Origin of the sequence: Rhodococcus sp. Q1, assembly GCF_004153645.1 — a bacterium.
Taxonomy (GTDB): Bacteria; Actinomycetota; Actinomycetes; order Mycobacteriales; family Mycobacteriaceae; genus Rhodococcus; species Rhodococcus gordoniae.
Window position 1 is genome coordinate 36,581 of record NZ_SDMJ01000011.1, and the last position, 22,641, is coordinate 59,221.

17 protein-coding genes are annotated in these 22,641 nt (G+C 62.6%); 5 read left to right on the forward strand and 12 right to left on the reverse strand.

Annotated features, from left to right (window positions below; translation table 11 throughout):
- Positions 1-83 precede the first annotated feature (83 nt).
- The 4 genes from EQ874_RS21155 to EQ874_RS21170 all read right to left on the reverse strand — a co-directional run bounded on the left by EQ874_RS21155 (position 84) and on the right by EQ874_RS21170 (position 9,428).
- Positions 84-1,010, reverse strand: coding sequence for an HNH endonuclease (locus tag EQ874_RS21155; protein WP_242496871.1), 927 nt, complete (start codon positions 1,008-1,010; stop codon positions 84-86).
- 86 nt (positions 1,011-1,096) lie between these two features.
- Entirely contained in the window at positions 1,097-2,308 is a 1,212-nt protein-coding gene (locus EQ874_RS21160) for a hypothetical protein (RefSeq protein ID WP_129978059.1), read from the reverse strand.
- On the reverse strand, positions 2,308-4,071 hold the full coding sequence (locus tag EQ874_RS21165; protein ID WP_129978060.1) for a helicase-related protein: 1,764 nt from the start codon (positions 4,069-4,071) through the stop codon (positions 2,308-2,310). Before EQ874_RS21165 ends, EQ874_RS21160 begins: the two co-directional genes overlap by 1 nt.
- Positions 4,068-9,428: an AAA domain-containing protein gene (locus EQ874_RS21170; RefSeq protein ID WP_129978061.1), complete on the reverse strand. Its 5,361-nt coding sequence runs from the start codon at positions 9,426-9,428 to the stop codon at positions 4,068-4,070. Before EQ874_RS21170 ends, EQ874_RS21165 begins: the two co-directional genes overlap by 4 nt.
- A gap of 632 nt (positions 9,429-10,060) precedes the next feature.
- On the opposite strand from EQ874_RS21170, the gene EQ874_RS21175 reads away from it, so the two are divergent.
- The 4 genes from EQ874_RS21175 (at position 10,061) to EQ874_RS23000 (ending at position 13,171) form a co-directional block, all read left to right on the forward strand.
- Positions 10,061-10,639, forward strand: coding sequence for a TerD family protein (locus EQ874_RS21175; protein WP_129978062.1), 579 nt, complete (start codon positions 10,061-10,063; stop codon positions 10,637-10,639).
- A gap of 88 nt (positions 10,640-10,727) precedes the next feature.
- Positions 10,728-11,858 carry a DUF475 domain-containing protein gene (locus EQ874_RS21180; RefSeq protein ID WP_129978063.1) on the forward strand — a complete coding sequence of 377 codons (1,131 nt, stop codon included), beginning with the start codon at positions 10,728-10,730 and terminating at the stop codon, positions 11,856-11,858.
- Between the two features lie 178 nt (positions 11,859-12,036).
- Positions 12,037-12,678 (forward strand): TerD family protein, encoded by a 642-nt coding sequence (locus EQ874_RS22995; protein ID WP_242496872.1) that lies wholly within the window; start codon positions 12,037-12,039, stop codon positions 12,676-12,678.
- Positions 12,575-13,171 carry a Tellurium resistance gene (locus tag EQ874_RS23000; RefSeq protein ID WP_165369308.1) on the forward strand — a complete coding sequence of 199 codons (597 nt, stop codon included), beginning with the start codon at positions 12,575-12,577 and terminating at the stop codon, positions 13,169-13,171. Before EQ874_RS22995 ends, EQ874_RS23000 begins: the two co-directional genes overlap by 104 nt.
- 73 nt (positions 13,172-13,244) lie before the next feature.
- Here EQ874_RS23000 and EQ874_RS21190 read toward each other — a convergent pair whose 3' ends face one another.
- From EQ874_RS21190 to EQ874_RS21215, 6 genes are all read right to left on the reverse strand, one after another.
- Positions 13,245-14,717: a hypothetical protein gene (locus EQ874_RS21190; protein ID WP_129978064.1), complete on the reverse strand. Its 1,473-nt coding sequence runs from the start codon at positions 14,715-14,717 to the stop codon at positions 13,245-13,247.
- 42 nt (positions 14,718-14,759) lie between these two features.
- Positions 14,760-15,356 carry a hypothetical protein gene (locus EQ874_RS21195; RefSeq protein ID WP_129978065.1) on the reverse strand — a complete coding sequence of 199 codons (597 nt, stop codon included), beginning with the start codon at positions 15,354-15,356 and terminating at the stop codon, positions 14,760-14,762.
- 12 nt (positions 15,357-15,368) lie between these two features.
- A complete protein-coding gene (locus tag EQ874_RS21200; RefSeq protein WP_129978066.1) occupies positions 15,369-16,901 on the reverse strand; it encodes a DUF4407 domain-containing protein in 1,533 nt (510 codons plus the stop codon).
- Positions 16,902-16,982: 81 nt separating this feature from the next.
- Entirely contained in the window at positions 16,983-17,642 is a 660-nt protein-coding gene (locus EQ874_RS21205; RefSeq protein WP_129978067.1) for a hypothetical protein, read from the reverse strand.
- A complete protein-coding gene (locus tag EQ874_RS21210; protein ID WP_347400880.1) occupies positions 17,602-18,405 on the reverse strand; it encodes a protein phosphatase 2C domain-containing protein in 804 nt (267 codons plus the stop codon). Before EQ874_RS21210 ends, EQ874_RS21205 begins: the two co-directional genes overlap by 41 nt.
- A gap of 128 nt (positions 18,406-18,533) precedes the next feature.
- Positions 18,534-19,262 carry a VWA domain-containing protein gene (locus EQ874_RS21215; RefSeq protein WP_129978069.1) on the reverse strand — a complete coding sequence of 243 codons (729 nt, stop codon included), beginning with the start codon at positions 19,260-19,262 and terminating at the stop codon, positions 18,534-18,536.
- Positions 19,263-19,445: 183 nt separating this feature from the next.
- On the opposite strand from EQ874_RS21215, the gene EQ874_RS21220 reads away from it, so the two are divergent.
- Positions 19,446-21,158, forward strand: a complete 1,713-nt coding sequence (locus tag EQ874_RS21220; protein ID WP_129978070.1) for an alpha/beta-hydrolase family protein — start codon at positions 19,446-19,448, stop codon at positions 21,156-21,158.
- Between the two features lie 38 nt (positions 21,159-21,196).
- On the opposite strand, the gene EQ874_RS21225 is transcribed toward EQ874_RS21220, so the two are convergent.
- Together EQ874_RS21225 and EQ874_RS21230 are read right to left on the reverse strand one after the other, a co-directional pair.
- Positions 21,197-21,877, reverse strand: a complete 681-nt coding sequence (locus EQ874_RS21225) for a hypothetical protein (protein ID WP_129978071.1) — start codon at positions 21,875-21,877, stop codon at positions 21,197-21,199.
- Positions 21,878-21,881: 4 nt separating this feature from the next.
- Entirely contained in the window at positions 21,882-22,493 is a 612-nt protein-coding gene (locus tag EQ874_RS21230; protein ID WP_129978072.1) for a DUF6642 family protein, read from the reverse strand.
- Positions 22,494-22,641 lie beyond the last annotated feature (148 nt).

Here is a 22,641-nt window from a genome sequence, read left to right on the forward strand (position 1 = left end):
CCCTCGCACACCCTCTCACTCATCGAGTGTCATTCGAGCTACCGAGGCGGCGCAGTGCGCATACCGCGCCCGGCACCTTATTCTTACCCGGCGCTGCGGAAACGCTCGTAACTGATCGCCAGCAGTTCTCGATCAGGACGTTCATTGCGAGCCTGCGGAACCACCATGAGCTTCTGGCCGTGCCGCTCCTTGAGACCGTGCTCGAGCATCGGGCCGTCGATCTCGTCGAGGAGATCCTTTCGAATCTCCACCACCTGGTCCGGCGTAATGCCAAGGATGTTCACGTCATATGCGGCGTGGTGGATCTTGCACAGAGCGAGCCCGTTGGTCACCGACGCAATACCTGCCTCGTGCGAGTCGGGCACGATATGCGCAGCATCCAGCAGCTCACTATGACCGAGAGCGCAGACCGCGCATCGCGTTTCATATGCACGCATCACAGTTGCACGAAAGACCGGCTGATGGAGCCGACGTTTCGTCTCAGCCACGACATATCGCCGAAGCTGCTTCTCCGCTTGGGAATCGGGACGATGGAGATCGCGAGCCACTTCTGTGGCAATGACGAACTGGTGTTCGTCAGGTTCTTCCCCAACGATGAACACCGGATAGATGTGCTGAAACAAACTCGGACCGACGCCATAGAACCAGATCAGCGGCACGCCCTCGTTCATGGCCGCGCGCAAACCACGATTGTCCATGTTGTTCGGGTCGGTCGTCGACCACTTGTAGCGCAAGAGTCCGTCCGAGCCGACCTGATCCTCGTATGGACGCTTCGCACCAGGCGCACGATATGTCGTACTGATGGACAGGGCTGACGAAAGCTCCCTCGGCTTCCGTATCCCGCGCGTCGGGTCCATGAGCCGGAACATCTTCCCATCGATCGTGAAGTCGAGGAGGTCCTGTCGACTGATCGGATCGAGGCCGTCATTCGTGCGGATGGTCAACCATGCCATTGCCTCACGGCGGAGACGAGCATCGAAATCGTCGCCGCTCCACGAACCGTCACTCACAAATCCTCCTGATTACCCCATCAGTGACCACGCGCCGGCGCCATCTCGGCGCATCGGTCGAGTGATTCCTATTGAACCATTAGCAACTAGAACGACTTGCTCGTGGACTCCCGCAGCGATCGCATGGAAGTGTCGTCCACTTTCCACAGGTCCCAGCCGTCGAACGGACCCTCATCACCGAGCCGGAATGCCTTCACTACGGCGCTGGCAGCGGCGTCAGGATCCGGATACGTCGCGCCCAGCAATGCACGCACTGGCGCTACCGTCACATCCATCTTCTCGGTCCCGGGATCGAACAACGCCTTCACTCGGTGACCATCACAGTCGAGGTAGACGCGAATCCTCTTACCACTGAGCGCACTGATGCGACGCGCAGGTCGAACTTCGACCGACTCTGCTTCGCCGATGCCGGGCAGGTCCACCGAAGCGTCCGCTGACGCGACCGGGCTCGATGAACGCGGTCTGCTCTGCTGAGATGCACGATTGAGCTCCTCGGTGCTGCTCCACTTGTTCCACACTCTGATTCGTGGACGGGAAACACGCTCCGACGCACCGCGTGGAGACACTGGCGCTGCCCGCTCGAGTGTCGACCGGGCGCGCGAGGACTCGACGACAGCTACCGGGTCGGGCAGCGCCTCCGACATCACTGCTTCCCATAATGTGCCGAGACGCTGGGCGCCCAGATGTTGTAGCGGCGTTCCTTTCACCGCGTTCTGCAATGCCTTGATTCTCGAGTTCGCCGGCAGACGACGGGTCAATTCGTGCAGAGCCCGGATCTGTTCCAGCCGCACGTCCGGATGCACGTCACCGGCGCCGCCGGCAGCCACCCACAGCGAACCGACCGAGCTCCAGACGACATCTTCATGGACTTGCAGGACGTCGGGAGTTTCACCGAGCGCTTCGGTCAATTCTGCTTGGCTGGCGATGCCGTCGAACCCGTCGAGCGCGGCACGAAGCTGATCGCCGATACTCAACGGCTCAGTGACTACCTCCGGATTTCCGCCCAGCAGCAGGTTGAGTGTCGAGAACCGGTCGTTACTCCCCACCGAGAATCGAACAACATCGTGTCGTATGGCAGAATCTCCCGCTGTCGTTGCCGAGATGCAGATTCTCAACGAGCCAAAGTTGGAATCGGTCGCAGACCTGAACTCGGTGCCGGTCACGGCCGTACGCATCGCGCGCAGTGGTTGCGCTGACGCATCTACGAGCAGAGCGCCTGGAATTCCCTCACGCATGATCCAGACGTAATCGTCCTCGAGGACGACCTGGCCGTCGAACCCTTCGAACCACTGCGCCATTACACGGGCTCCATCCGCACCATCACGTCCGACAGCAGCTCACCTGCGATGGTGTCTCCCAGATACTCGATGGCTGTTCTCTCGACACGACTGATCTGGCTCGACGAAACACCCAGTCGTGCACCGATCTCCGCCTGCCTCTTCGGCGGTTCACCACCGAGGCCGTACCGCATGACGAGCACCGAAACCTGCCGGGGTTCGAGGATCGACAAGCATGCCAACACGGTGTCGAAATCGTCGACGCTCCCCCGCTCACCCACAGCTAACAGAACGCGACCGATCTCGGCGTGTTCGCTGCCCGAGACGAAGTCTTCTTCCGGCGCGTCGTCTTCGATCAGTCGCTGTGCAATGGCGACGACCTCTTCGGTTGCAGACGAGTCGCCACTCGGCGCCGGCGGGCTCTGAGGTTCGACCGACTGCAACAGGTCGTCCGCACTCTGCGGTGCGGTCTGCATCCATTCCCGAAGTAACACGGGCGCTTCGTCAAGACCGACGGTCACGACCTCGGAAGCAATGCCTGTCAGCTGCTCGAGGAATGTGCCGTGAGCCCCGTTGCGGGGATCCTCGGAGCTGTTCTCCGCGAACATCACCAGGAACGAAGCCGGTCGGCCATCGGACTTGGGACGGATGACCCGCCCCATACGCTGAATCATCTGTCGGCGACTCTTGCTGCTCGCCAGAATGATTCCGACGTCCGCCTCGGGCACATCGACGCCTTCGTCGAGAACCTTCGGGGCAACGAGTGTGGTCACCGTGCCGTTCTTGAACTCGGTGAGAAGTCGCGCTCGGTCCGCACGTTTCAGGTCGCTCGTGAACGGAGCAGCGAGCACGCCCTCTTCGAGAAGCACCTCGGCGGCGGCACGCGACGAGTCCTTCGTCTCCGAGAAGGTGAGTGCCTGTCCGGTCTCCTTGAGCACAGTGCCGAGCACCCTCAGGGCCTCGAGCTTTCCGCGGCACCCGGCGAGCAGCGATCGACGCTTCGAGAACGCATAGAGATACTTCCGGGCGGCCCATGTCGAACCCTCGGCGCTCTCCCCTCCGCTGAGCAGCTGGACGTCGCGCATGAACTCACCGAAGGGCTCCCCCGCGCACCCGAACTTCTCGATGAGATCACCTCGGAGCTTGCGTGCCAGCTCGTCGTATTCCTGGTATTCGGCCGCCTCGAACTCGTCGAACGGTACAGCGACGAGCATGACCCGCACGGGGGCAAGAATGCCGTCCGCGTGGCCTCTTTCGTAATCGCAGCCGTTGATGACCGCCCGGAAGTAGGGCAGCAAGTGCCGTTCGACACCGTCGTCGGACCGCTCGAAGGTGGCCGTGAGACCGATCCGCTCCGTGAAGTCGTCGGTGAGAAGTCGCGAAAACGTCAGCGCGCCGTATCGGTGCACTTCGTCCGCGACCAGCAGCGTCGGCCCGACCGGACGCGGCGCCGATCTACTGATCGCCGACTGCACCGTGCTGACGAGAATTCGCTTGCCGTTGAAACTGTCCGTGTACCCACCGCCACGTCGACCGACGGGAACATCGGGAAGAACGCGCCGAATGGATCGATGCCATTGGTCCAACAGTTCGATCCCGGGCACGACGATCAAGACGTCCAGTCCGCGGATGACGGCGTCGGCAGCGGCCGCGATTCCGAGCGTTGTCTTTCCGGTGCCCGTGACGGCTTCCACCACCGCACTTCGGTCGGCTGCCACCCAGGCATCGAACGCTTCGCGTTGCCAGGCACGAAGAGGTGGCCCGGCGAGGGTAATCGTCGTCATCGGCCCGCCTTGGTCCACGTGACTCCTGCACCGTCGGAGTTCTTGAACAACCGACCCTCTGCTTCCAGATTTTCGAGAACCACGAGAAGGCGCTCATCGTCGAGTCGGGTCAGCTTCCGTGCCCGTTCCAGCGACAGATCGGCGAATCCGGCGGCCGTAACCAACACATCGGCGACGGAATCGAGGTGTGCCGGCGGTAGATCCGCAACGGTAACCGCATCCTGTGCCGCGGGGTGCACCGGAGGCGCGGCGTCGAGGAGAGGCGACACCTCGTCTGCCAATCCGTATACGCGCGGGCCGCGTTCGGGCATCCACTTCGCGCGGCCCTGGGCGATGAGCTCACCCATGAGCGCTTCGATCCGGTCTCTCGGTTCGTTCAACCGGTATTCGAGGTCTGCCAGCGAAACCGGACCGGCGGTGAGGCGTTCCATAATGCGCGAGCCGAGGCTCGAAGGAAGCATCTCGGTAGCCGTCGCGGGCATTACTTCCCAGCCGCCCACGAATGTCGGTGTGGCAGAAGGTTCCGCAAGCGCCGGCCCTGCATCGGACGGTGTCACGTTCTCGACGCCGAGCGACAGCTCGAGGTCTTCCACCCGGGAGACATCGCCGATCAGGTGATAGTGGGTCAGCTTCCCGAACTCGTTGACTTCCTCGACGCGGCCGTCGTGCTGAAGGCGATCTACCTCTGTCTGGACGTTCCGCCAGTCCTCGTCGAGACGCTGAGCGAGTGTGCGTACGGGGAGGGGTTCGCGCTCCAGTTCTTCGAGGATTGCGTCTCGAAGGGTGCGCGCCGGTCCGCTCTCGACGCCCGGTTCGTCGTCCGGTACCGGTGTCTCGGAGGGTGGCACGAGTGTCGGCGTCGTGGCGTCCTCCACCGGCGGACGTTCGACCTCTTCCGCGGAGACGGGCGGGACTACGGGTTCCTCTACGCGTTCGATATCCGGAACAAGAGTGGGCTCGACGACCGTAGGCTCCGGTTGGATGACCGGCTGCTCCGCCACGTCCACGACGTCCTCGACCGGCGAGTCGTCCTCCACGAGCTCTACCGGAGTCCAGGTCTCCTGCACGGCAGTGACGACGTCGTTCACTCCGACGACGTGCGGCCTGATGCCACGCCTGTCGAGTTCCTCCCAGAGACCTCGCATCGACCCCACGGGGTCGAGGTAGTACTCGGACTCACGGATACGCCAGAACTGCCATCCGCAGCGTTGCAGCTCTCGTTCGCGTTCGAGGTCGGCTCGCTGCTGTTCGGGACTCGTGTGCCAATGGTCACCGTCGCACTCGACCGCGAGCTTGCCTGCTGCACCGGTGACCACGAGATCGATCCGTCGGCCGTTCGCCTCCACCTGCGGATTCACGTGGTAACCGCGAGCCACGATGTCGAGGAACACGCGCTGCTCGAAGAGGCTGTCGAATGCGTGGTGTCGATCGTCGCGGGTCACGCCCTCGGGCATCGGCTCTGCCGGCGCGGGCGACGTCGACTGCATGTAGGTGAGCAGCGAATGCCGCAGGTCGGTCGAGCGAAGAGACTCAACGGTGCGGGAATGGAACAGCCACATCTGGTCCTGTGCGCGGGACGCGGCAACATTGAACCGTCGTTGATACTCGGTCTTGGTCATCGCCATGATGTTCTGTTCCGGCGCGACGACCATCGACAGGAACACCACGTGCCGTTCGTCGCCCTGGAAGTCGGGCGGCGTTCCCACACGCAGTCGTCGCTCCTCCCACTGCTCGGGGGTCAATCGATCGAGTAGCTCGTTCGTGATGACGTCGACCTGCGCTTGTCCCTGAAGAACGACGACGCCGAAGGCCTTGCCGTTGTATGCCTCGTTCGACATACATTGCTTGATCGTGTCGGCGATGGCGCGAGCTTCGACCCGGTTGGAGAGCGTCGCGTTCCTGCCGGTGACCACGCCACCCTCGACATAGGTGGTGCGCAGCGGTGGCAGACGATCGGCACCGAATTGACGCACCGGCACCAGTGGCGCATCGGCATAGAACTGTCCACTGGACCAGTTGATGATCTCGGGCATGCACCGGAAGTGCTCGCGCAGCCGGATGACGCTGCCGAATCTCGAGCGGAGCAACGAGAAGACGCTGGATCGAGGGGTGAAGCTGTCGCGCAGGTACTTCGGGATGTCGGGCAGGTACGAGTCGAGTCGGGTGAAGACTCCTTCGAGCGCACCCGACGAGACATCACTGGGCGCACACTGCTTGTCGTCACCCACCACGATCACCCGAGGAGCAAGCCACAGCAGGAACAGGCTACTGATGTCGGCCTGGCTCGCCTCGTCGACGATGACGACGTCGAACGAGTTCTGTTCAGCGGGAATGGATGCCAGTACCTGCTGCAGAGGCATGACCCATGCCGGGACCGCCTGCTGCGCCACCTGCATCGCCTCTCGCGCACCTGCACGGAAGCGTTCGGCGTACTTGCCGGTTCCCTTTCCGATGCTGGCCACGTGATCGCGGTAGGTCTGCAGCGCTTGGACCTGGGCCGCCGTCGTTCGCTCGAGGCATGCACTCCATGCGCGTTCCGCGGCCAACTGTGCGGTGAGCTGCGCGATGTCTTTCTCGGTGGCGTCGAGTTCGTGCTGGAGGTGCTGATCGTCGACGGCGTGGGAGTGCTGCTGCACCCAGTCGTATGCCCGACGCCACGCCCATGCCTGCTCGATGTAGTTCAGGCGAACCGACCACTCCGCGGACGAGGGATTCTCGGCAACGGCCTGCGCCAATGCGGGTGCGGCGTCGCTCAACCGGGTCTGCAGCGACTCGAGGTGAAGTTCTTGCTGGTACTCGCGGACCGCAGCGTGCCAGGAATCGATCGCCGTGCGGATCCTGCCGAACTCGGCGGAGTCGATGGCGCGGACGAGCACGTGTCCTTCCGGGGGAATCCCGTGCGTCATCCTGGCTCGGACGCGAGTCGCGACGTCCGTGAGCCAGGAGCGATTTGCCTCCGCATAGCCCGCCGCAGCGATCGCTTGCGCAGCCGTCGCAACGGACCGTGCCTGATCCAGGCTCGCGATACGCGGCGCCCCCGGGCTCGCCGGCTGCAGCGCAAGCTCTACTTCTCGCGTGCGGGCTGCGAGAGCCTCCACCAGATCGCGCGATCGGGCGGCCCGCGCTGCCGCACCGATCATCTGACTGCGGGATCCCGAGGTGTCGATCTCTACGCCGAGGTCCCGAAGGATGAGAGCGACGGACTGGATGGCATCGAGCGCACGAAGATGCTCGGCCACCGCGCGAGCGAGTGGCGCAGTGGTGGCTTCGACGCCGTCGACGGTGGCGAGCCTGCCCAGCGCCTCTACCGCGGTCTGCTCGTCGCTCCTGCGGAAACGGGCGAGTCCGCTTCGCCACGTCTCGCCGCCCTCGAGCGCCCTGGCGAGCGCGTCATAGGCATGCAACGCATTTCGTCCGACCACCGGACTGTCGACGACAGTAGTCGTACCGAGGAAGACGTCGGTGTTGTAGGCGACGGTCACCAGTTCGCGAATATGCGCAGTCTTGTCCCACAGATAGTCGATCCGGCCGGACAGTACTGCGTCGGCGAGGTTCCGGAATGCGGGTTCGAGACCATCGATATCGATCAGTGCGCGCTGAAGATGGTCGCACTGCTCGCGGATCCGTTCGAGAACGTCGGGAGCAGCGCCCTCCAGCATCCGGAGCAGTCCCGAAGTGGGGACACCTCCCGAACCCGGACCGTTGCGAACAGCTTCGCAGGCGAGTTCGAGATCGGAAAGGCTCGGCAACTCCAGGTCGGGGAAGTGCTGCCGTCGGCGCTCCGCTCGGCCGGGCCGAGACCGTTCGTACAATGCGAGCAGTGTCTGGAACTCCTCCGGAGAAAGTGGTGGAGTATCCGTCGCGAGGGAGCCACGCAGCCAGTCGTGGTTGGCGCTCTGTGCAGTGACCTTACGGACGATCTCCGCCGGCGTTCCCGCATACCCCGGTGCGACATCAGCGTGAGCGAGCGTCTCGGACGCACGAGCCTGACGGATGCGTTCCGTCAGCATCGCCCGACGACTCAGTGCCGTGTCGCGTCGTTGCGCCACCTCGTCGATACGCGCCGCTGTTCGGCGTGGGTCGAACTGTGCCTTGCGGATCGCGATCTCGCTGACGCTGCGGTTCAACTCGGCCGAACCACCGCGGCCGGCGTCCGTGACCGAAACACAGAGCTCCTGCAGTTCCGCAGGCAGCTTTTCGCGAAGAACCCGCAGTGCCTGCGCCTTCTCGCTGGTGACCAGGACGCGCTGGCCACGAGCCAACAGCGCTGAGACCAGATTGGCGATCGTATGAGTTTTGCCGGTTCCGGGTGGGCCCTCGACGACGACACCGCTGTCGCCTGCGAGCCGATCGATGATGTCGCGTTGCTCCTGGTTGGCAGGAAGCGGGAACAGCGGGTCGTCGGCGAGCAGTGAGGACGACGTGCCGGCCCTGTCGAGCCACGCGACCCGATCGGCAGGTTCGATCGCCTCGACCAGCTGTGCCAGACCGAGGGGAACTGCCGTTGCCTCGTCGGCCGCCGCTGCCGTCATGCGGTCGTAGTACTCGATCAGGGCATAAGCACCCCGCTTGCGCAGAACCAGCGAAGGCGACGGTGTGAGCAGACGATCTTGCGAGGCTGCTTCGCCGGGTCGGTCGACGATCTCGACGCGGGTGGCCAGGGCACGATCGGACCAATCCTTGAGGAAGATCCGTGTGGCAGGATCCACAGGGGAACTTACCCGCGCAGCCAGCGATTCGTGCAGGCTCCGAGTACCCGACGAATCGAAGATCTCGAGCCCGGTCAGCAACTGAGTGTCTTCGAGTGCAGGAGCGGAGTCGGGGTCCAGCCGCACCAGGAGGTCGCCCGAGGCCGAGTCCCGTTCCACCAGCGTCGACTGCGTGATGAGGTGTGTTCGCACCTGTTCACCCGCTACATCCGCCGAGAGTTGGAGCAGCCCCGACGCAATCACGAGTTCCAGGGACTCCGGCTGCGCCTCGAGGTCGAGCATCGCACGCTGGAGAAACGCGTAGAGGTGCCACGCTGGTCGCCGCTCACGATCGACTTCCGCCCAGGCACGCCACTTCGTCAACCAGGGCTCGAACTTGTTCGTGTCGGGAGCACTGGGTTCGAGTGTGGGTTCGGTGGTCGAATCCGCGATCGATCCGTGGATCCAGGGAACGACTGCAGCAGGTGGTCTAGGTGGGTCTTCCAAGTGCACACGGCGCGCCCGGAGCACGACGTCGCCGGCGGACGCATCGCCACTGAGAGCTACATCGAGGTTGCCTTCGTCCAGCGCCATCACAGCGCGGTGCTTGTCGACGACTCGAACCGGGGCGCTTCGCGCCTTGACGAGCTCCGACACGAAGGCGAGCAAACGTTGGACACGATCCTTCAGCTCAGGATCGCTCTCCCTCGTATCCACAACCACCCCACTGCGCGATGAAGTTACTCCGTACGAGTACGGAGGGAACGCCGACGAACATAGACAATGGCTACGACAACAACCGTCGATCAGCCCTTCCGGCACTTCTGCGCATGCGCCCCCCGATCGTTCCGACTCCATCACCGAATACATCCGCCCTCGGCACCGAGATTGTTACATTCGCTCGCCCAGCGCGGAGCAGACCGCACCCATACCTCCGGTAACAGAAAACGATCCGTTCGAATCGGAGCGATCGGCACTTCCGGACATTTAGTTGAACCTGCTATGTTGTCGCCCAACAGTCTGTCGGGGGCTGGAGTAGGTGGCACGGCATCGTGATGCCGTTTGCGTCGCAAGCCCAGAAGTTGCCCCCGCAGAAGGAGTTCAGCCGCACAAGGTGGACGACAGTACCCACGCGAGCCAGAGAGTTTCTCTCGACGTGCTTGCCACTCGAATCGAAGGCATTCAACCCTCCGATTCATTCAACTTCACCGGCAGCCCCCTGACCGGTCCGCGTTTGTAACACAATCCGGACTGGCGTACAGACCACGCCTACTTCCGCGCAGAATTTCGAAAGGATCCACATGAGCGTCTCTCTTGCCAAGGGCGGCAATGTCTCCCTCTCCAAGGCGACCGACAACCTCACGACCATCACGGTCGGTCTGGGTTGGGACGAGCGCACCACCACCGGTGCGCCCTACGACCTCGATGCGTCGGCGCTGATCACCGGGCCCAGCTACAAAGTCCTTTCGGACAAGCACTTCGTCTTCTACGGCAATCTCTCCTCGCCGGACGGCCTGGTCGAGCACACCGGCGACAATCTGACCGGTGACGGAGACGGCGACGACGAATCCATCCACGTCGATCTCGCGGCACTCCCGCTCACGGTGACCAACATCTTCTTCGCCGTATCGATCTACGACGCGGACGTTCGCGGGCAGTCCTTCGGCCATGTTCGCAACGCCTACATCCGAATCATCGACCGCGTCACGGGGGTCGAGTTGGCTCGCTACGACTTGACGGAAGATGCCTCCACCGAGACTGCGATGATTTTCGGTGAGGTCTACCGCCACAACGCGGAGTGGAAGTTCCGCGCCGTCGGCCAGGGTTACGCATCCGGCCTGCGCGGGATCGCCCTCGACTACGGCGTCAACGTCGCCTGATTTCGTCAGTTCCGTCCGCGGGAACGGTCGGGAAGCTCGAAGAAAGAGCGTCCCGACCCGTCCGCACCCATAGAGAAAGGCCACGTCCGTGGTTATGCGCATCTTCGGCGCATCTTTCGCCGTCACCGTTGTAGCCCTGGTCGTCGCTTTCCTCTACGGCGGTCCTCAAGCCCTGCTGCTGGCCGCCATTCTCGGCGTACTCGAAGTCTCACTCTCCTTCGACAACGCGGTCATCAACGCAACGGTGCTGCGAAGAATGAGTGAGTTCTGGCAGAAGATCTTCCTCACCATCGGCATTCTCATTGCTGTCTTCGGCATGCGACTCGTGTTCCCGCTGCTCATCGTCTGGGTTGCCTCGGGACTCGGCCCCGTTGCAGCCCTGGACCTGGCGCTCAACCCGCCTGCCGACGGTGCGGCCTACTTCCCCGACGGTCGCGCAAGCTACGAAACGCTGATCACCGATGCTCACCCACAGATCGCGTCGTTCGGTGGCATGTTCCTGCTGATGCTGTTCCTGGGCTTCATCTTCGAGGAGAAGGACATCACCTGGTTGTCCTGGATCGAACGCCCACTGGAACGGATCGGTAAGCTCGACCAGCTCTCGGTGGTTGTGGCATCCGGGCTCCTCGTTCTCACCGCACTGCTGCTCGCCCCCGAAGGCAAGTCATCCACGGTGATGATCGCCGGCACGCTCGGCATGATCACCTATATTCTGGTCAACGGCCTCGGCGAACTGTTCAACGTCGACGAGAAGGGCGAGGAATCGTCCGGTGGTCCCAGTGACCTCGCGAAGGCAACCGGTAAGGCCGGCTTCTTCCTGTTCCTCTACCTCGAGGTGCTGGATGCGTCGTTCTCCTTCGACGGCGTGATCGGCGCATTCGCTGTCACCTCCGACCCGATCATCATCGCTCTCGGCCTGGGCTTCATCGGCGCGATGTTCGTCCGCTCGATCACCGTCTACCTCGTCCGCAAGGGCACGCTCGCCGAGTATGTCTACCTCGAGCATGGAGCTCACTGGGCGATCGGTGCGCTGGCATTGATCCTGCTGTACTCGATCGGTCACCACGTCAGTGAGATCGTCACCGGCCTGACCGGCGTGTTCCTGATCCTCGCGGCCCTGGCGACCAGCATCATCCGGAACAAGAACAACCCCGACGACGAGGCGACCACGGACTCGGACGAAGATCCGCAGCCCGAGACGGTCACCGTCAACGCCTGATCAGTTCCATGTGTGGGCAGCCGGCAAGTCCGGCTGCCCACACGCATCTCCGCCGAAAGGGGTCGGCCGCAGGGCCGGACACGCCATGCCTGTACTTCCTCCCGGAGCGAACACAGTTATCCACGACGGCACCGCAACCTTGTCGGTGTCCGGCGCACGCCAGGGCACAGTCGACCTGATGGCCTTCCAGTTGACGGAAAACCAGTGCGTACGAAACGACGACGACTTCATCTTTTTCAACCAGCCCGAGTCCCCCGAAGGCGCGGTTCGACTGATCGGCGCAGATCGAATCTCATTGGATCTCTCGCTCATCCCCCCGCACATCCACACCCTGTCGATCGCGGTGGCCCTGGACGAGAGCGTGAGCGGGAGCCTGGCAACGGTCCCCGGTCTCGGCGTCACCCTCGAACAACCGACCGGCATGGCCGTTCAGTCACCCGCCAGCGGATTGAGCACTGAACGTGCAGCGATTCTGATGGAGGTCTATCGCCGCAACGGTACATGGAAGGTACGTAACGTCTCGCAAGGATGGAGCACTGGACTCACAGGCCTCGCAACGAACTACGGTGTCGATATCAGCCAGGCGGCACCGCCGGCGCCGACCCCCACTCCTCCCCCGGTGCCGTCACCCAACCCCGACGACCGAACGTCGCGGTGTTCCTCCGTCCCAGCCACCCGTGACAATGCCAGCAACGCCTCCACTCACCCTCTCCAACATCACACTCGACAAGAACACCCCCTCGGTGAGCCTCGTGAAAGCCGGCGAGGAGCAGGGTCTGATGCGCGTGAACCTGAACTGGACCACCAGGGGCGCCGGTAAAGGCTTCCTGAGTCGCCTTGCCGGCAGCAATGGCATCGACCTCGATCTCGGTTGCCTGTACGAAATGGCGGATGGAAGCAAGGGCGTCATCCAGGCTCTCGGTGGAGCATTCGGATCGCGGTACGACTATCCGTTCATCGAGCTCGACGGCGACGACCGAACTGGCTCCGTGGCTGGTGGCGAGAACCTGTATATCGATCTGTCCAACCCGTGGGTCTTCGAACGCATCCTGATCTTCGCGTACATCTATGAGGGCGTACCGAACTGGGCTGCAGCGGATGGCGTGGTCACGCTCTACCGGACCTCCGGATCCGATATCGAGGTCCGTCTGGACTCCGGCGACAACCGTGCACCCATGTGCGCGATCGCGTTACTGGAAAGCAAGAACGGACAGATCGATATCAACCGCGAAGTCCGTTACATACGAGGGAGCCAATCGGACCTCGACAAAGCGTACAAGTGGAAGATGCGCTGGACACCTGGTAGCAAGTAGCAACTCCCGAGACAGGATTGCCACTGACACATCCGATCCCGCTGTGGCCGAACTATCCCGACTACAGCGGGACTCAACGCGGTGTCCAGAAGAACCGAATGATGTCCGACGTTGAGGACCTACGCACCGGGTCCCTACCGCCTTCGCGATCCGCCACGTTCAGCGCGTCCGTCAGCGCACCCGACAAGCCGTCCGCCGAGAGCATCATCGATCCGAGATCGAGGACCTGGAGCGACGCGTCGCCCACCACCTCGGGAAGCTGTGGGGGCCTCACCTGGCGTAGCAGGTCGTCGACCCACTCGACATCACGCTCGGGTTCGAGCAGTCGACTCAGAGGCTCGATATCGATCCCCGTTACGACACGACTGGCATCCTGTAGCGCAGGAACATTCACAAAATTGATCCGGGGCGGCGTGAAGACGTGCACGACGTCACTGAGCATCTCTGTCGCACCGTTCGAATTCGTTGCGACGAGCCTGAACTGTCCAGAATTCTGAAGAGCTACCTGGAGCGAATCAGGGGCGCTGACTCCCAGATCGTGAACCGTGCCCCACGGCGTATGCAGTACCAGTGCTTCCTGCCCCTGGACCTGCCATCGAACGGTGACCGACTGGCCGGCGAGTCCGTGGGCGGGTTCCACGTGCAAGTCGGCGATCTTCGGAAACTCGATGAGCGCGGTGTACCGAGCGTAGAAGTACCGGTACCACTCTTCGGCCGAAGGTCGTCGGTCCCGATCGCCCCCCAGGGCGGCGGTGAACATCTGCACGCCCGTGGAGTCGATCTTGCCCTGAACCGCAGACAACTTCGGATCGATACGCATCGATGCACCGAGCACGTTGTACAGCAACACAGCAAGCTTGAAACGATCCGTCTCGACGTCCTGCTCGCGCGTTGCGTTCGCTCCCCTGGCCTCGGGCGGACGCATTCCGGGAGAGGTCGCCTGCGCCAGCGGCGGAGATTTCGACGCCACCCGGACGGGATCCGTGTCGATCAGCATGACGGGGTTGTCTCGCGCGTCGCTGTACAACACGTTCGTCAGGCTGAGATCCCCGTAGACCATCCCGTTCCGATGCAGAAGGTGGAAGACGCGGGAGAGCCATGCGCAATAACGCAGCCGGGTTTTGACGTCGCCGGCCTCGACGACGAGGGATGCTCCGGACTTCCTGGCATGTACAGGGTTCGCCAACCAGTCGATGCTTCGCATGACCGACGTCGTTCGTTCGACCTGTGCGATCGAGGCTTCCATGAAGTCCTGCGGAACGATACGCATCAGAAAGCCGACGACGTCACGGCCATTCGTCACGACCTCGCGTGGCCACGTCGTGAACCGGTCGAGGACCTCGCGATCCTCCTGAGACATCGCAGCTCTGTGTGCGATGAGCACACGCAGGTTCTGGATCTCAGTGCTTCCCGGGGACTTGAACTCCTTGAATGCGCATGTCCGGTCCGAGAAGAGGGAATTCGGAGTGTCGACCTCGTAGACCGTGCCGAATCCACCTGAACCGAGTTCCCGGTGAACCGTCAGACTTGCTCTGTCGATCGGCACGAAGCACCCCTCCCGATGCTCGTACCGTCTGGCTCAGTGGAATCAACCGGCCGCATAACCCATTCCCTCTGTAATCGGACTGACGCGGTTGTCGATCCATCGGGCGACGTCGGGCTGATCTGCCGTCGCAACCTCGTCCAGGAAACGACTGCAGACGAGGGTGAGCCGGTCGGATGCGTCTACGGGATCCGCAACGGTCCGCATGGGTCCGAGCTCTTTGTGAACTCGGAAGTAGACCTCGTTCGCGTCCTCTCCGACAAGCCAGAGGAGGACCGGCCACGGAGACCGTCCAACCCTTTCCTTCTCAATCCTTCCAGTAGAGGCAACTACCAAGGTCATTCCGACATGCGACTCGCTCGGTTCGTTCCGACCGCTGTGCGGGATCGTCCCTCGCAAGATTGCATCGGGACCGGAGCCGACCTCCAGTGGCTGGTGGGAACTGTCGAACACAAGTCTTCCGCCCCTCAGGACCACGAGACGGAAGACGCCGTCGAGATGCGGTTGGGACAGCATGCGGTCGGACAGTGCGGTCAGCGCCGGGACGACAACGGCAGGGTTCCAATCGTCACCCGGTAGATGGAGGACGAGGTCGGTACGCAGCAATGGATCGACATCGATGTCGAACGACAGGTCGGACACGTGCTACGCCTTTCAGATCCTGCTCGGATCGGGCAGCGGGTCCGCCAATGTCCTGGTAGCAGCGCCACCTCGCGGTGTAGGCCGTCCGTACTCGCCGTTCCCGGCGCCGCTCTTGTCGAGGGAAACCGACGCAGCAGCCGGCCGCGGAGGCATACCGGCCGGCGGCATTCCCACGGTTCCGGTCCCACCGAGCGTCGCAGCCCAGCTGTTCAGCCGCTCCGACGCGGTTACCTTCGCGTGGTCGGTCCAACGCTCGAGCGCAGCATCGATCACATCGACCTGGTGGGCAACCACCGCGTCGTTGATCTTCAGCACCGCTGATTGCTGCTTGTCGATGCGATCCTTCTCGGCCTGCATCTGAGCGTCCGTTCGGAGCTTGTCCCGCTCACGCTTGGCGTCGATGTCGGCTGTCGCAGCCGCCACTTCGATTTCTTCTTTCTTGGCGAGTACATCGTCGTAGGCGGTCTGCTTGCCCAAATTGGTGAGAACCTTGAAGATCACGGGGAGCAGTTCGAGACACATGAACAGTGCAGCCACTGCGTAACGTGCCGCGGCTGCCGTGCTGTCTCCTGCCGAGAGGTCGTTCAGTGCCTTGAGACGAGCGATGATGCCCTGGTTCGCTTGTTCCAGCTGATAGCTGGTGTCCTGCGCCGAGGAGATCTGCTCACGAAGCTGGGCTACCGTCTGTTCGACGATGGGAAGCTCGACCTCGGCGTCTGCGATGCGACGCTCGCTCTCTTCAAGGAGAGTGCCTTCGAGTTCCGTCGCCAGTCGTGCCTTGTCGCCCTCCTTGGCCTGAACCTCACCGAGGGTCTCCTCCCAGCGAGCTTTGGCTTCGTTCGCAAGACGTTTCTTCTCCAGACACATGTCGGCACAGCCCGCTATTCCGGTTCCACCGCTTCCTTCTTCCTCAGCAATGGCCAAACCCTGGAGCCTGTCGTAATCGGCCTTCTGCTCGACCGCCTCTTCGTTCAGTGCGTCGATCTCGACCTGCACGGATTGAATCTTCGGGTTGGCCGCCGGGTCTGCCGAGGGACCGGCATTGATCAGGGCACGCAGCTCTGCCAACTCCGATTCTGCTGCCGTGAGGTCCGCAGAAGCAGTCGAGTTGTTCAGGTCGGATCGAAGTTGTTCCTGCGCCGCGAGGATGTTGCGGTTCAATTGAGCTTCGATTTCGGACTCGAACACCTTGAGCATCAGCGGAGTCGAAATGACGACGCCGATGATGACAGCGAGCACCACTCGGGGCGCGGCCAACATCACCAGCTTCTTCAAGCTTCGTTCCTGGGACAACCCCAGAACGAGCATCCGGTCGAGATTGAGGATCGCGACGCCCCACACCAGTCCCGCGACGAGAGCGAAGAACCATCCCGCTGTAACGCCGGTGATATAGAGGGCGTATGCAGCCGAGATTGCCGCGAAGAACGCGGTCGTCAGCAGGACTGCACCCATCGCCACCTGCTTGGGAATCTGTCCCGGCAGCTGCCGCAGGACATCGATTCGCGCGCCGGCAAGTCGTGCGAGGAACAGGGAGAAAGGACTCATGCGATTTCCGTTCAGAACAGCGAGATTGCTTCTCGAACCATCAGGTACGAGAGGTCGATGATGGACACTGCACGCTTCGACTCATCGTCGAGACCTGGCATGCCATAGCAGTGCGGAGGGGAATCCGACGACCAACAGCGATATGCAGGCCATCATGGCGATAGCCGACGACATCTGCCACAGACGCAGATAGCCGACAGCCGAGTAGCACGGCCACGCAACAGAAGTAGTGGTGAAGCGTTGGATCGTTTCGCAAGCACCGTACGAAGGCGAACTCGGAGCCGACCCGTAGATCGCCTTCGGGATGGCTGTGGCCAACTCATTCGTGTCCGCTTCCACTGCTGCAACGGTCGGAGCCGCCATCGCCCTCAGGTCGTTCGCGAAGAACACCTGCGTCAACGGGATCGACATCGCCACCGCCAGTATGCAAACCAGCAGAACATGGCCGCTACGTTCACCACGAAAACGTTCGACGTCGCGCTTCATCACTGCGACAGCCGACCGGACCTCACGGTGGAAGAACCGGAACAGATAGGCGCCCCACAGCAATCCGATCACGCCCAGTGGACGCCAGAGGATTCCTCCGACCGCCCCCATCGCCAGTACCGGAATACATGCCACGACGACGACGCATGCCTTCTCCGAGTCGAAGAAGGTGCCTCTGAAGGCATCCTGGAACCGCGACTCGAGCCTGGACTTCCTAACCTGTGGGGGCCCAGAGTGCGACACCGGTTCGGTCATCGAGAAGTCTCCTCCTTCCGAAGGACACCTGAGCTGCGAAGTTCAATGCGGTGGGCGGCTTCATCCATGACTGCTTGAGTGCCCGGGCGACTTCGCCGTCTCCCGCTCCGAACGCGTCACCGACACCATCTGTGCATGCGAGAAGCAGCTGTCCCTCGAGCAAAGTGAACTGTCCCGGCCGCACGGGTGTACTGTCGCGCAGCGGCAGAGCCGACGTTCGGTTGGTGGCAACGTCTTCTGCAGCGGCCTTGCCTGCGAGGACGGGGGTCCATGCCGTCTCGTCGTCCGTGGACACGTCCGTCAGCCATAAGGAGCTGTCGCCGATACCCGCGTAGCGCACCGTCCACGAGCCGGAAACCGACACCTTGTCCACGACGACGAGGATCGCTGTCGTTGCCATGACCTCACGAACCCCGGCTGCTGACGCATCCGACACTCCGAGGTTCGCGGCAGCGATCGTGACAGCGTCGGACGCAACGTGGAACGTCTCGGTCCACCACTCGCTATCGCTCGCCATCGCACCCTCCATTGCGCGATCGACCAGGGAATTCGCGGCTGCTTCCGCGGCAATGTGAGACTGCGGAGCACTACCGACACCGTCACATACGGCGACAGCGAAGCGATCGGTATCCGGCGAGTAGCGCACCGCATACGCATCTTGACGAGGCGAGCCGTCACTGCGATGCATGAGTCCGCGTACCGACGCCGCCCTGAGTGACCAATCGAAGCAATCGAACGCGTCACACATCGAGTCCGGCGGCATCACCGAGCGAAACGGCACCCCACCTCCGAGCTCGGTGTATGCGCGTCCCGGGTCACCGATCGTGTACGGCTCAGGATGCTCGAGATCGGTCGTTCCGTGCTCATCCGAGTCTCCTCGCAGAACGTCGCTCACACCATGTCCCAAGCGGGGGCCTGCTGGAGAACATGCTCTGTCCCGGCCTTCTCCAAGTTCACGCGCGGCATTCCGTCTGCCGCAGACTGGGTCGAACTCACAACGGACTGAACGACGATCTTGGCGATCGCAGCCATGGCTTCGGCGCGTCCCAATCCCTGACGGGCGATGAAGTAGTAGCTTTCCCCTCGCTTCTTGGGGAACGTGATCTCCTTCAGGATCTCACTGTTCGCATCACCGAAGCCGAAGGGAATGATGTTCGGAAACGGCGTGGCCGTCGTCAGATCCCGAAAGGCCCGGCGCCATTCGTGGTCGTCGTCGGTTGGGTGACCGTCCGTCACGAAGAACACCATGGGCCGATAGACGGCGCCACCGGACTCCGCCTTGAGCAACGGAAGATCTCGCTGGATCTGGTCCCTCAAAGTCTGGAAAGCTGCCGCATAGGACGTCGCACCCTCCGGCTGCAGCACGGCACCATTGCCGATCAGCCCGTCCTGAGCGAGATCCATCATCGGAATGACCACACGCGCGTCGGTGCTGAAGCTGATCAAGGAGACACGGGCGATGTCGGCCAGGATGGGGCTCTTCAACATTTCGTTCTTCAGGTCACGAAGTGCTTGGTTGAGAGCCGGCATCTCGTCCGTCATCGAGTACGACACGTCGAACACCAGGTAGAACGGCGCAAGAGCAGCCTGTTCTACCTGCACGTTCATGTTCGACACCATTTGCCTCCTTGTTGCAGAAACACGTCCGTCCGAGACGGGCACACAGACGTATCGGCCGACCCGCCGTTAGAGTTACGAACAAACTTTGTCCGGATTCTTACTGTTGGCTACCAGCCGTAATGCCGGCATCGTCCAGCCACGGTCGTCCCGCGGTGGGACGGTGAGCGGGTTAGGGTCGCCCGTGTGAACACGGACGTTGATCAAGACGGGACACCTCTGAGCAAAGACAACCCCACCCGACTCCTCTCCGTCTTCGGCCTCGACTTCGTCGGCCTCGTCGTCGCCCTGCTCTTCTTCGCGTGGAGCTTGAGCCCCTCACTCATCCCCCGCGAGTGGTATTTCCAGGGTCTGATCAGTGGCGTGACGAGCATCGTCGGCTATGGCATCGGTGTGCTCATCGCCTTCCCCGCGCGGCGATGGATCGCTCCGCGGCTCACGTGGCGGCGAGGCCACACTGCTCGGCTCATCGCCGAGGTGCTGGTCGCTCTCGTCGCGGTGGGAACACTCGCGGGAAGTCTGCTCGCCGCGGCGGAATGGCAGAACGAGGTCCGTGCGCTCATGGGTATCGAGACCACGACGGGCTTCGCGTATCTGCGGACCGGTCTGGTGAGCGTCGCAATCTTTGCCGTGCTCCTCTACATTGCACGGGGCTTGCGGTGGGTCGGACGACGCTTCGCGGAGTTCCTCGCGACCCGCCTTCGTGTTCCGGTCGCCGCAGCAGGCATCCTCGCACCGGTGATTCTCGTGCTCGCGGTAGTCGTGTTCGTCGACCAGGTTTTGCTTGCGAGCAGTTCTGCGGCGGCACGTGTCGTCTTCGCCGACGACAACAACAGCACCGACCCAGGCGTGGAACAGCCACAGGTTCCCGAGCGGTCCGGCAGCCCGGCGTCGCCGTCGTCGTGGGAGAGCCTCGGTCGTCAGGGACGCACGTTCGTCGCCGGTGGGATGGACGCCGAGGAGCTGACCGAACTGAACGGCGCTCCCGCACTCGAACCCATACGGGTATACGCAGGGCTCGAAGCCGGCGGCACCACCGATGAGCAGGTGCAGCTGATCCTCGACGAACTCGACCGCACGAAAGCGTGGGAACGCGAGATCCTCGTGGTCGCCGGCACCACCGGCACCGGGTGGGTGAACCCGTTCGCCGCCGACTCGATCGAGATGATCTACAACGGCAACTCGGCAATCGCAGCGATCCAGTACTCGTTCCTGCCGAGCTGGATCTCCTTTCTCGTCGACGGCTCCGCAGCCAAGGCCGCCGGCGATGCATTGATCAACGGGGTTCACGAACGCTGGTCGCAACTGCCGGAGGACCAGCGCCCGAAGCTCGTGGTCTACGGCGAAAGCCTCGGCTCGCAATCCGCCGAAGCCGCCTTCGACGACCTCACCGACATGCGCAGCAAGATCGACGGCGCGCTGTTCGTCGGGCCTCCGAACTCGAACCAGCTGTGGCGCAGCATCGTCGACTATCGGGACCCCGGCAGCCCCGAAGTCCTGCCCGTCTACGAAGACGGCGTCGCAGTGCGGTTCGCCTCCGACCTGCAGACGCTCGAGGACCAGCAGGGAACGTGGGACGAACCTCGGGTCCTGTATCTGCAGCACGCGTCCGATCCGGTGGTGTGGTGGGGACCGGGATTGTTGTTCGAGCGACCCGATTGGCTCGCCGAACCTCCGGGTTCGGACCGAGCACCCTCCATGCGGTGGTATCCGATCGTCACCTTCGCTCAGGTCGCGGCCGACATCATGGTGGGCACGTCGCCGCCCGTCGGCCACGGGCACAACTACGAGGACCTCATCCCCTACGGCTGGGCCGCAGTCACGTCACCCGAGGGGTGGACGTTCGCCGATACCCGACGGATCGCCGAGGCCGTCGACAACCTCAACGACGGCGAGTAACTCGAAGCAGGCCTATCGATCGCGGCCGGGTCCGATCATCAGCCTTCTCCCTCGATCGCTTCCGCGGCACTCCGCATGGCGGACTCGAACGCTTCCCGGTTCCCAGGGTGGTTGATACCCGGCGCAGATGGGGACGCTCCTTCGATGATCTCGGCTCCTGGCACGCGGAAACCGCAGCGCTTCCAGCCCGACTTGGCCGGCACCCCGAGTAGTACGACAGCCTTCAGCTCGGGCAACAGACTCAACAGCTGCATGTTGTAGGGCGTCGCCCGCCTCAGTTCTTCTGCATTCGGCACCGATCCCACAATGGGGAAAGGACAGATGTTCCACGCGACCAGTGACGAACGGTCGATCCCCTCCTTGCTGCATGCCTCGAAGATCCGTGCAGCCACGGGGTCGTCGTTGTCGAGGCTGAGGAAACGAGCTCCGGATCGGCTCGGGTCTGCGTCGGCTTCGGGTGCTTTCAACATCAGAAGTACCGAGGCCTCTGTTCCGCCAAATGTTGGATCGAGGTACGGCAAGTTCTCGACCTGCCGCTCGTTGCTGATCGTGTCGACCAGCCTGTTGATCGGTTCGACATGGGGCGCATAGATGTGAGCGGCCCGATCAGCACGGACGCTCGGCTGTCTCATCGCACGAGGAAAGCGCGGAATCTGCACCAGCGCAGGATACGGGTCACCGAACTCACGACGGTGCTCGGCCGCCGTCAGACGCTCCAACCCTCTATTCGATTGCGGACTGCGCGATTGCTCTGTCGGACGCCCAGGTTGCATGAGCCATTCGAAACCCCAGCTTCGCAGTCAAGTCGGGGTATTTCGTGGCGAGACTGTTGTAGGCAGACTTCATCCTGACCGAGTGGATGAGGCGCGAGATCATCAAGATCTCGAAGGCCGCTGCTTCGAACCAATCGACATCGCGCGTATAGCCCACGACCGCTTTGGCACCCGTGGTCTTGCAGAAGTCCTGCAGCACGCCATCAGGTGCTGCGAGAACCTTGCACGCGGCGAAGTAGAGCACCTTGCCGCTGCACTTACCCGACAGGATCGCGGCGAAGTCCTCCAACGAAATATCTTCCTCGCCGAGATAAAGTGTCTCCGAACTGCCGTGCAAACCGAAGTAGCAAAGGTTGTATCCGGACATCCCCTTAGTTCTTCCGAGCCATCTGTTCAGGTGGAACTCCAGTTCAACCCTCGTCGCTACGTCTCGATGCACCAGACGTAATGTGCCGCTCAGTTCCAGCAGTCTCAGTACCGGCTCGATGCTCACCCTGCCTTCCATCCCATCGAACCACTCCCCCTCCAGACACAAGACGCCAGGCAATTTCTTCGCACTCACGGTTGCGAGCATGCCAAAGGCTCCACGCTCACGATCAGCTTTTCGACCGACTGCACATGCTGCCGACCGCGGCGAGCAGACACACGAAACGCTCCTGATCGTCTACTGGTTTCTGTATCACGGCTTCGCATTCCGTCACCTCACCATG

Excerpts from the sequence above, each read along its gene's own strand:
- EQ874_RS21165 (WP_129978060.1), bottom strand. The coding sequence starts at position 4,071 with ATGACGACGATTACCCTCGCCGGGCCACCTCTTCGTGCCTGGCAACGC.
- EQ874_RS21175 (WP_129978062.1), top strand. The coding sequence starts at position 10,061 with ATGAGCGTCTCTCTTGCCAAGGGCGGCAATGTCTCCCTCTCCAAGGCG.
- EQ874_RS21215 (WP_129978069.1), bottom strand. The coding sequence starts at position 19,262 with ATGGTGTCGAACATGAACGTGCAGGTAGAACAGGCTGCTCTTGCGCCG.
- EQ874_RS21160 (WP_129978059.1), bottom strand. The coding sequence starts at position 2,308 with ATGGCGCAGTGGTTCGAAGGGTTCGACGGCCAGGTCGTCCTCGAGGAC.
- EQ874_RS22995 (WP_242496872.1), top strand. The coding sequence starts at position 12,037 with ATGGCCTTCCAGTTGACGGAAAACCAGTGCGTACGAAACGACGACGAC.
- EQ874_RS21210 (WP_347400880.1), bottom strand. The coding sequence starts at position 18,405 with ATGCCGCCGGACTCGATGTGTGACGCGTTCGATTGCTTCGATTGGTCA.
- EQ874_RS21200 (WP_129978066.1), bottom strand. The coding sequence starts at position 16,901 with ATGAGTCCTTTCTCCCTGTTCCTCGCACGACTTGCCGGCGCGCGAATC.
- EQ874_RS21205 (WP_129978067.1), bottom strand. The coding sequence starts at position 17,642 with ATGACCGAACCGGTGTCGCACTCTGGGCCCCCACAGGTTAGGAAGTCC.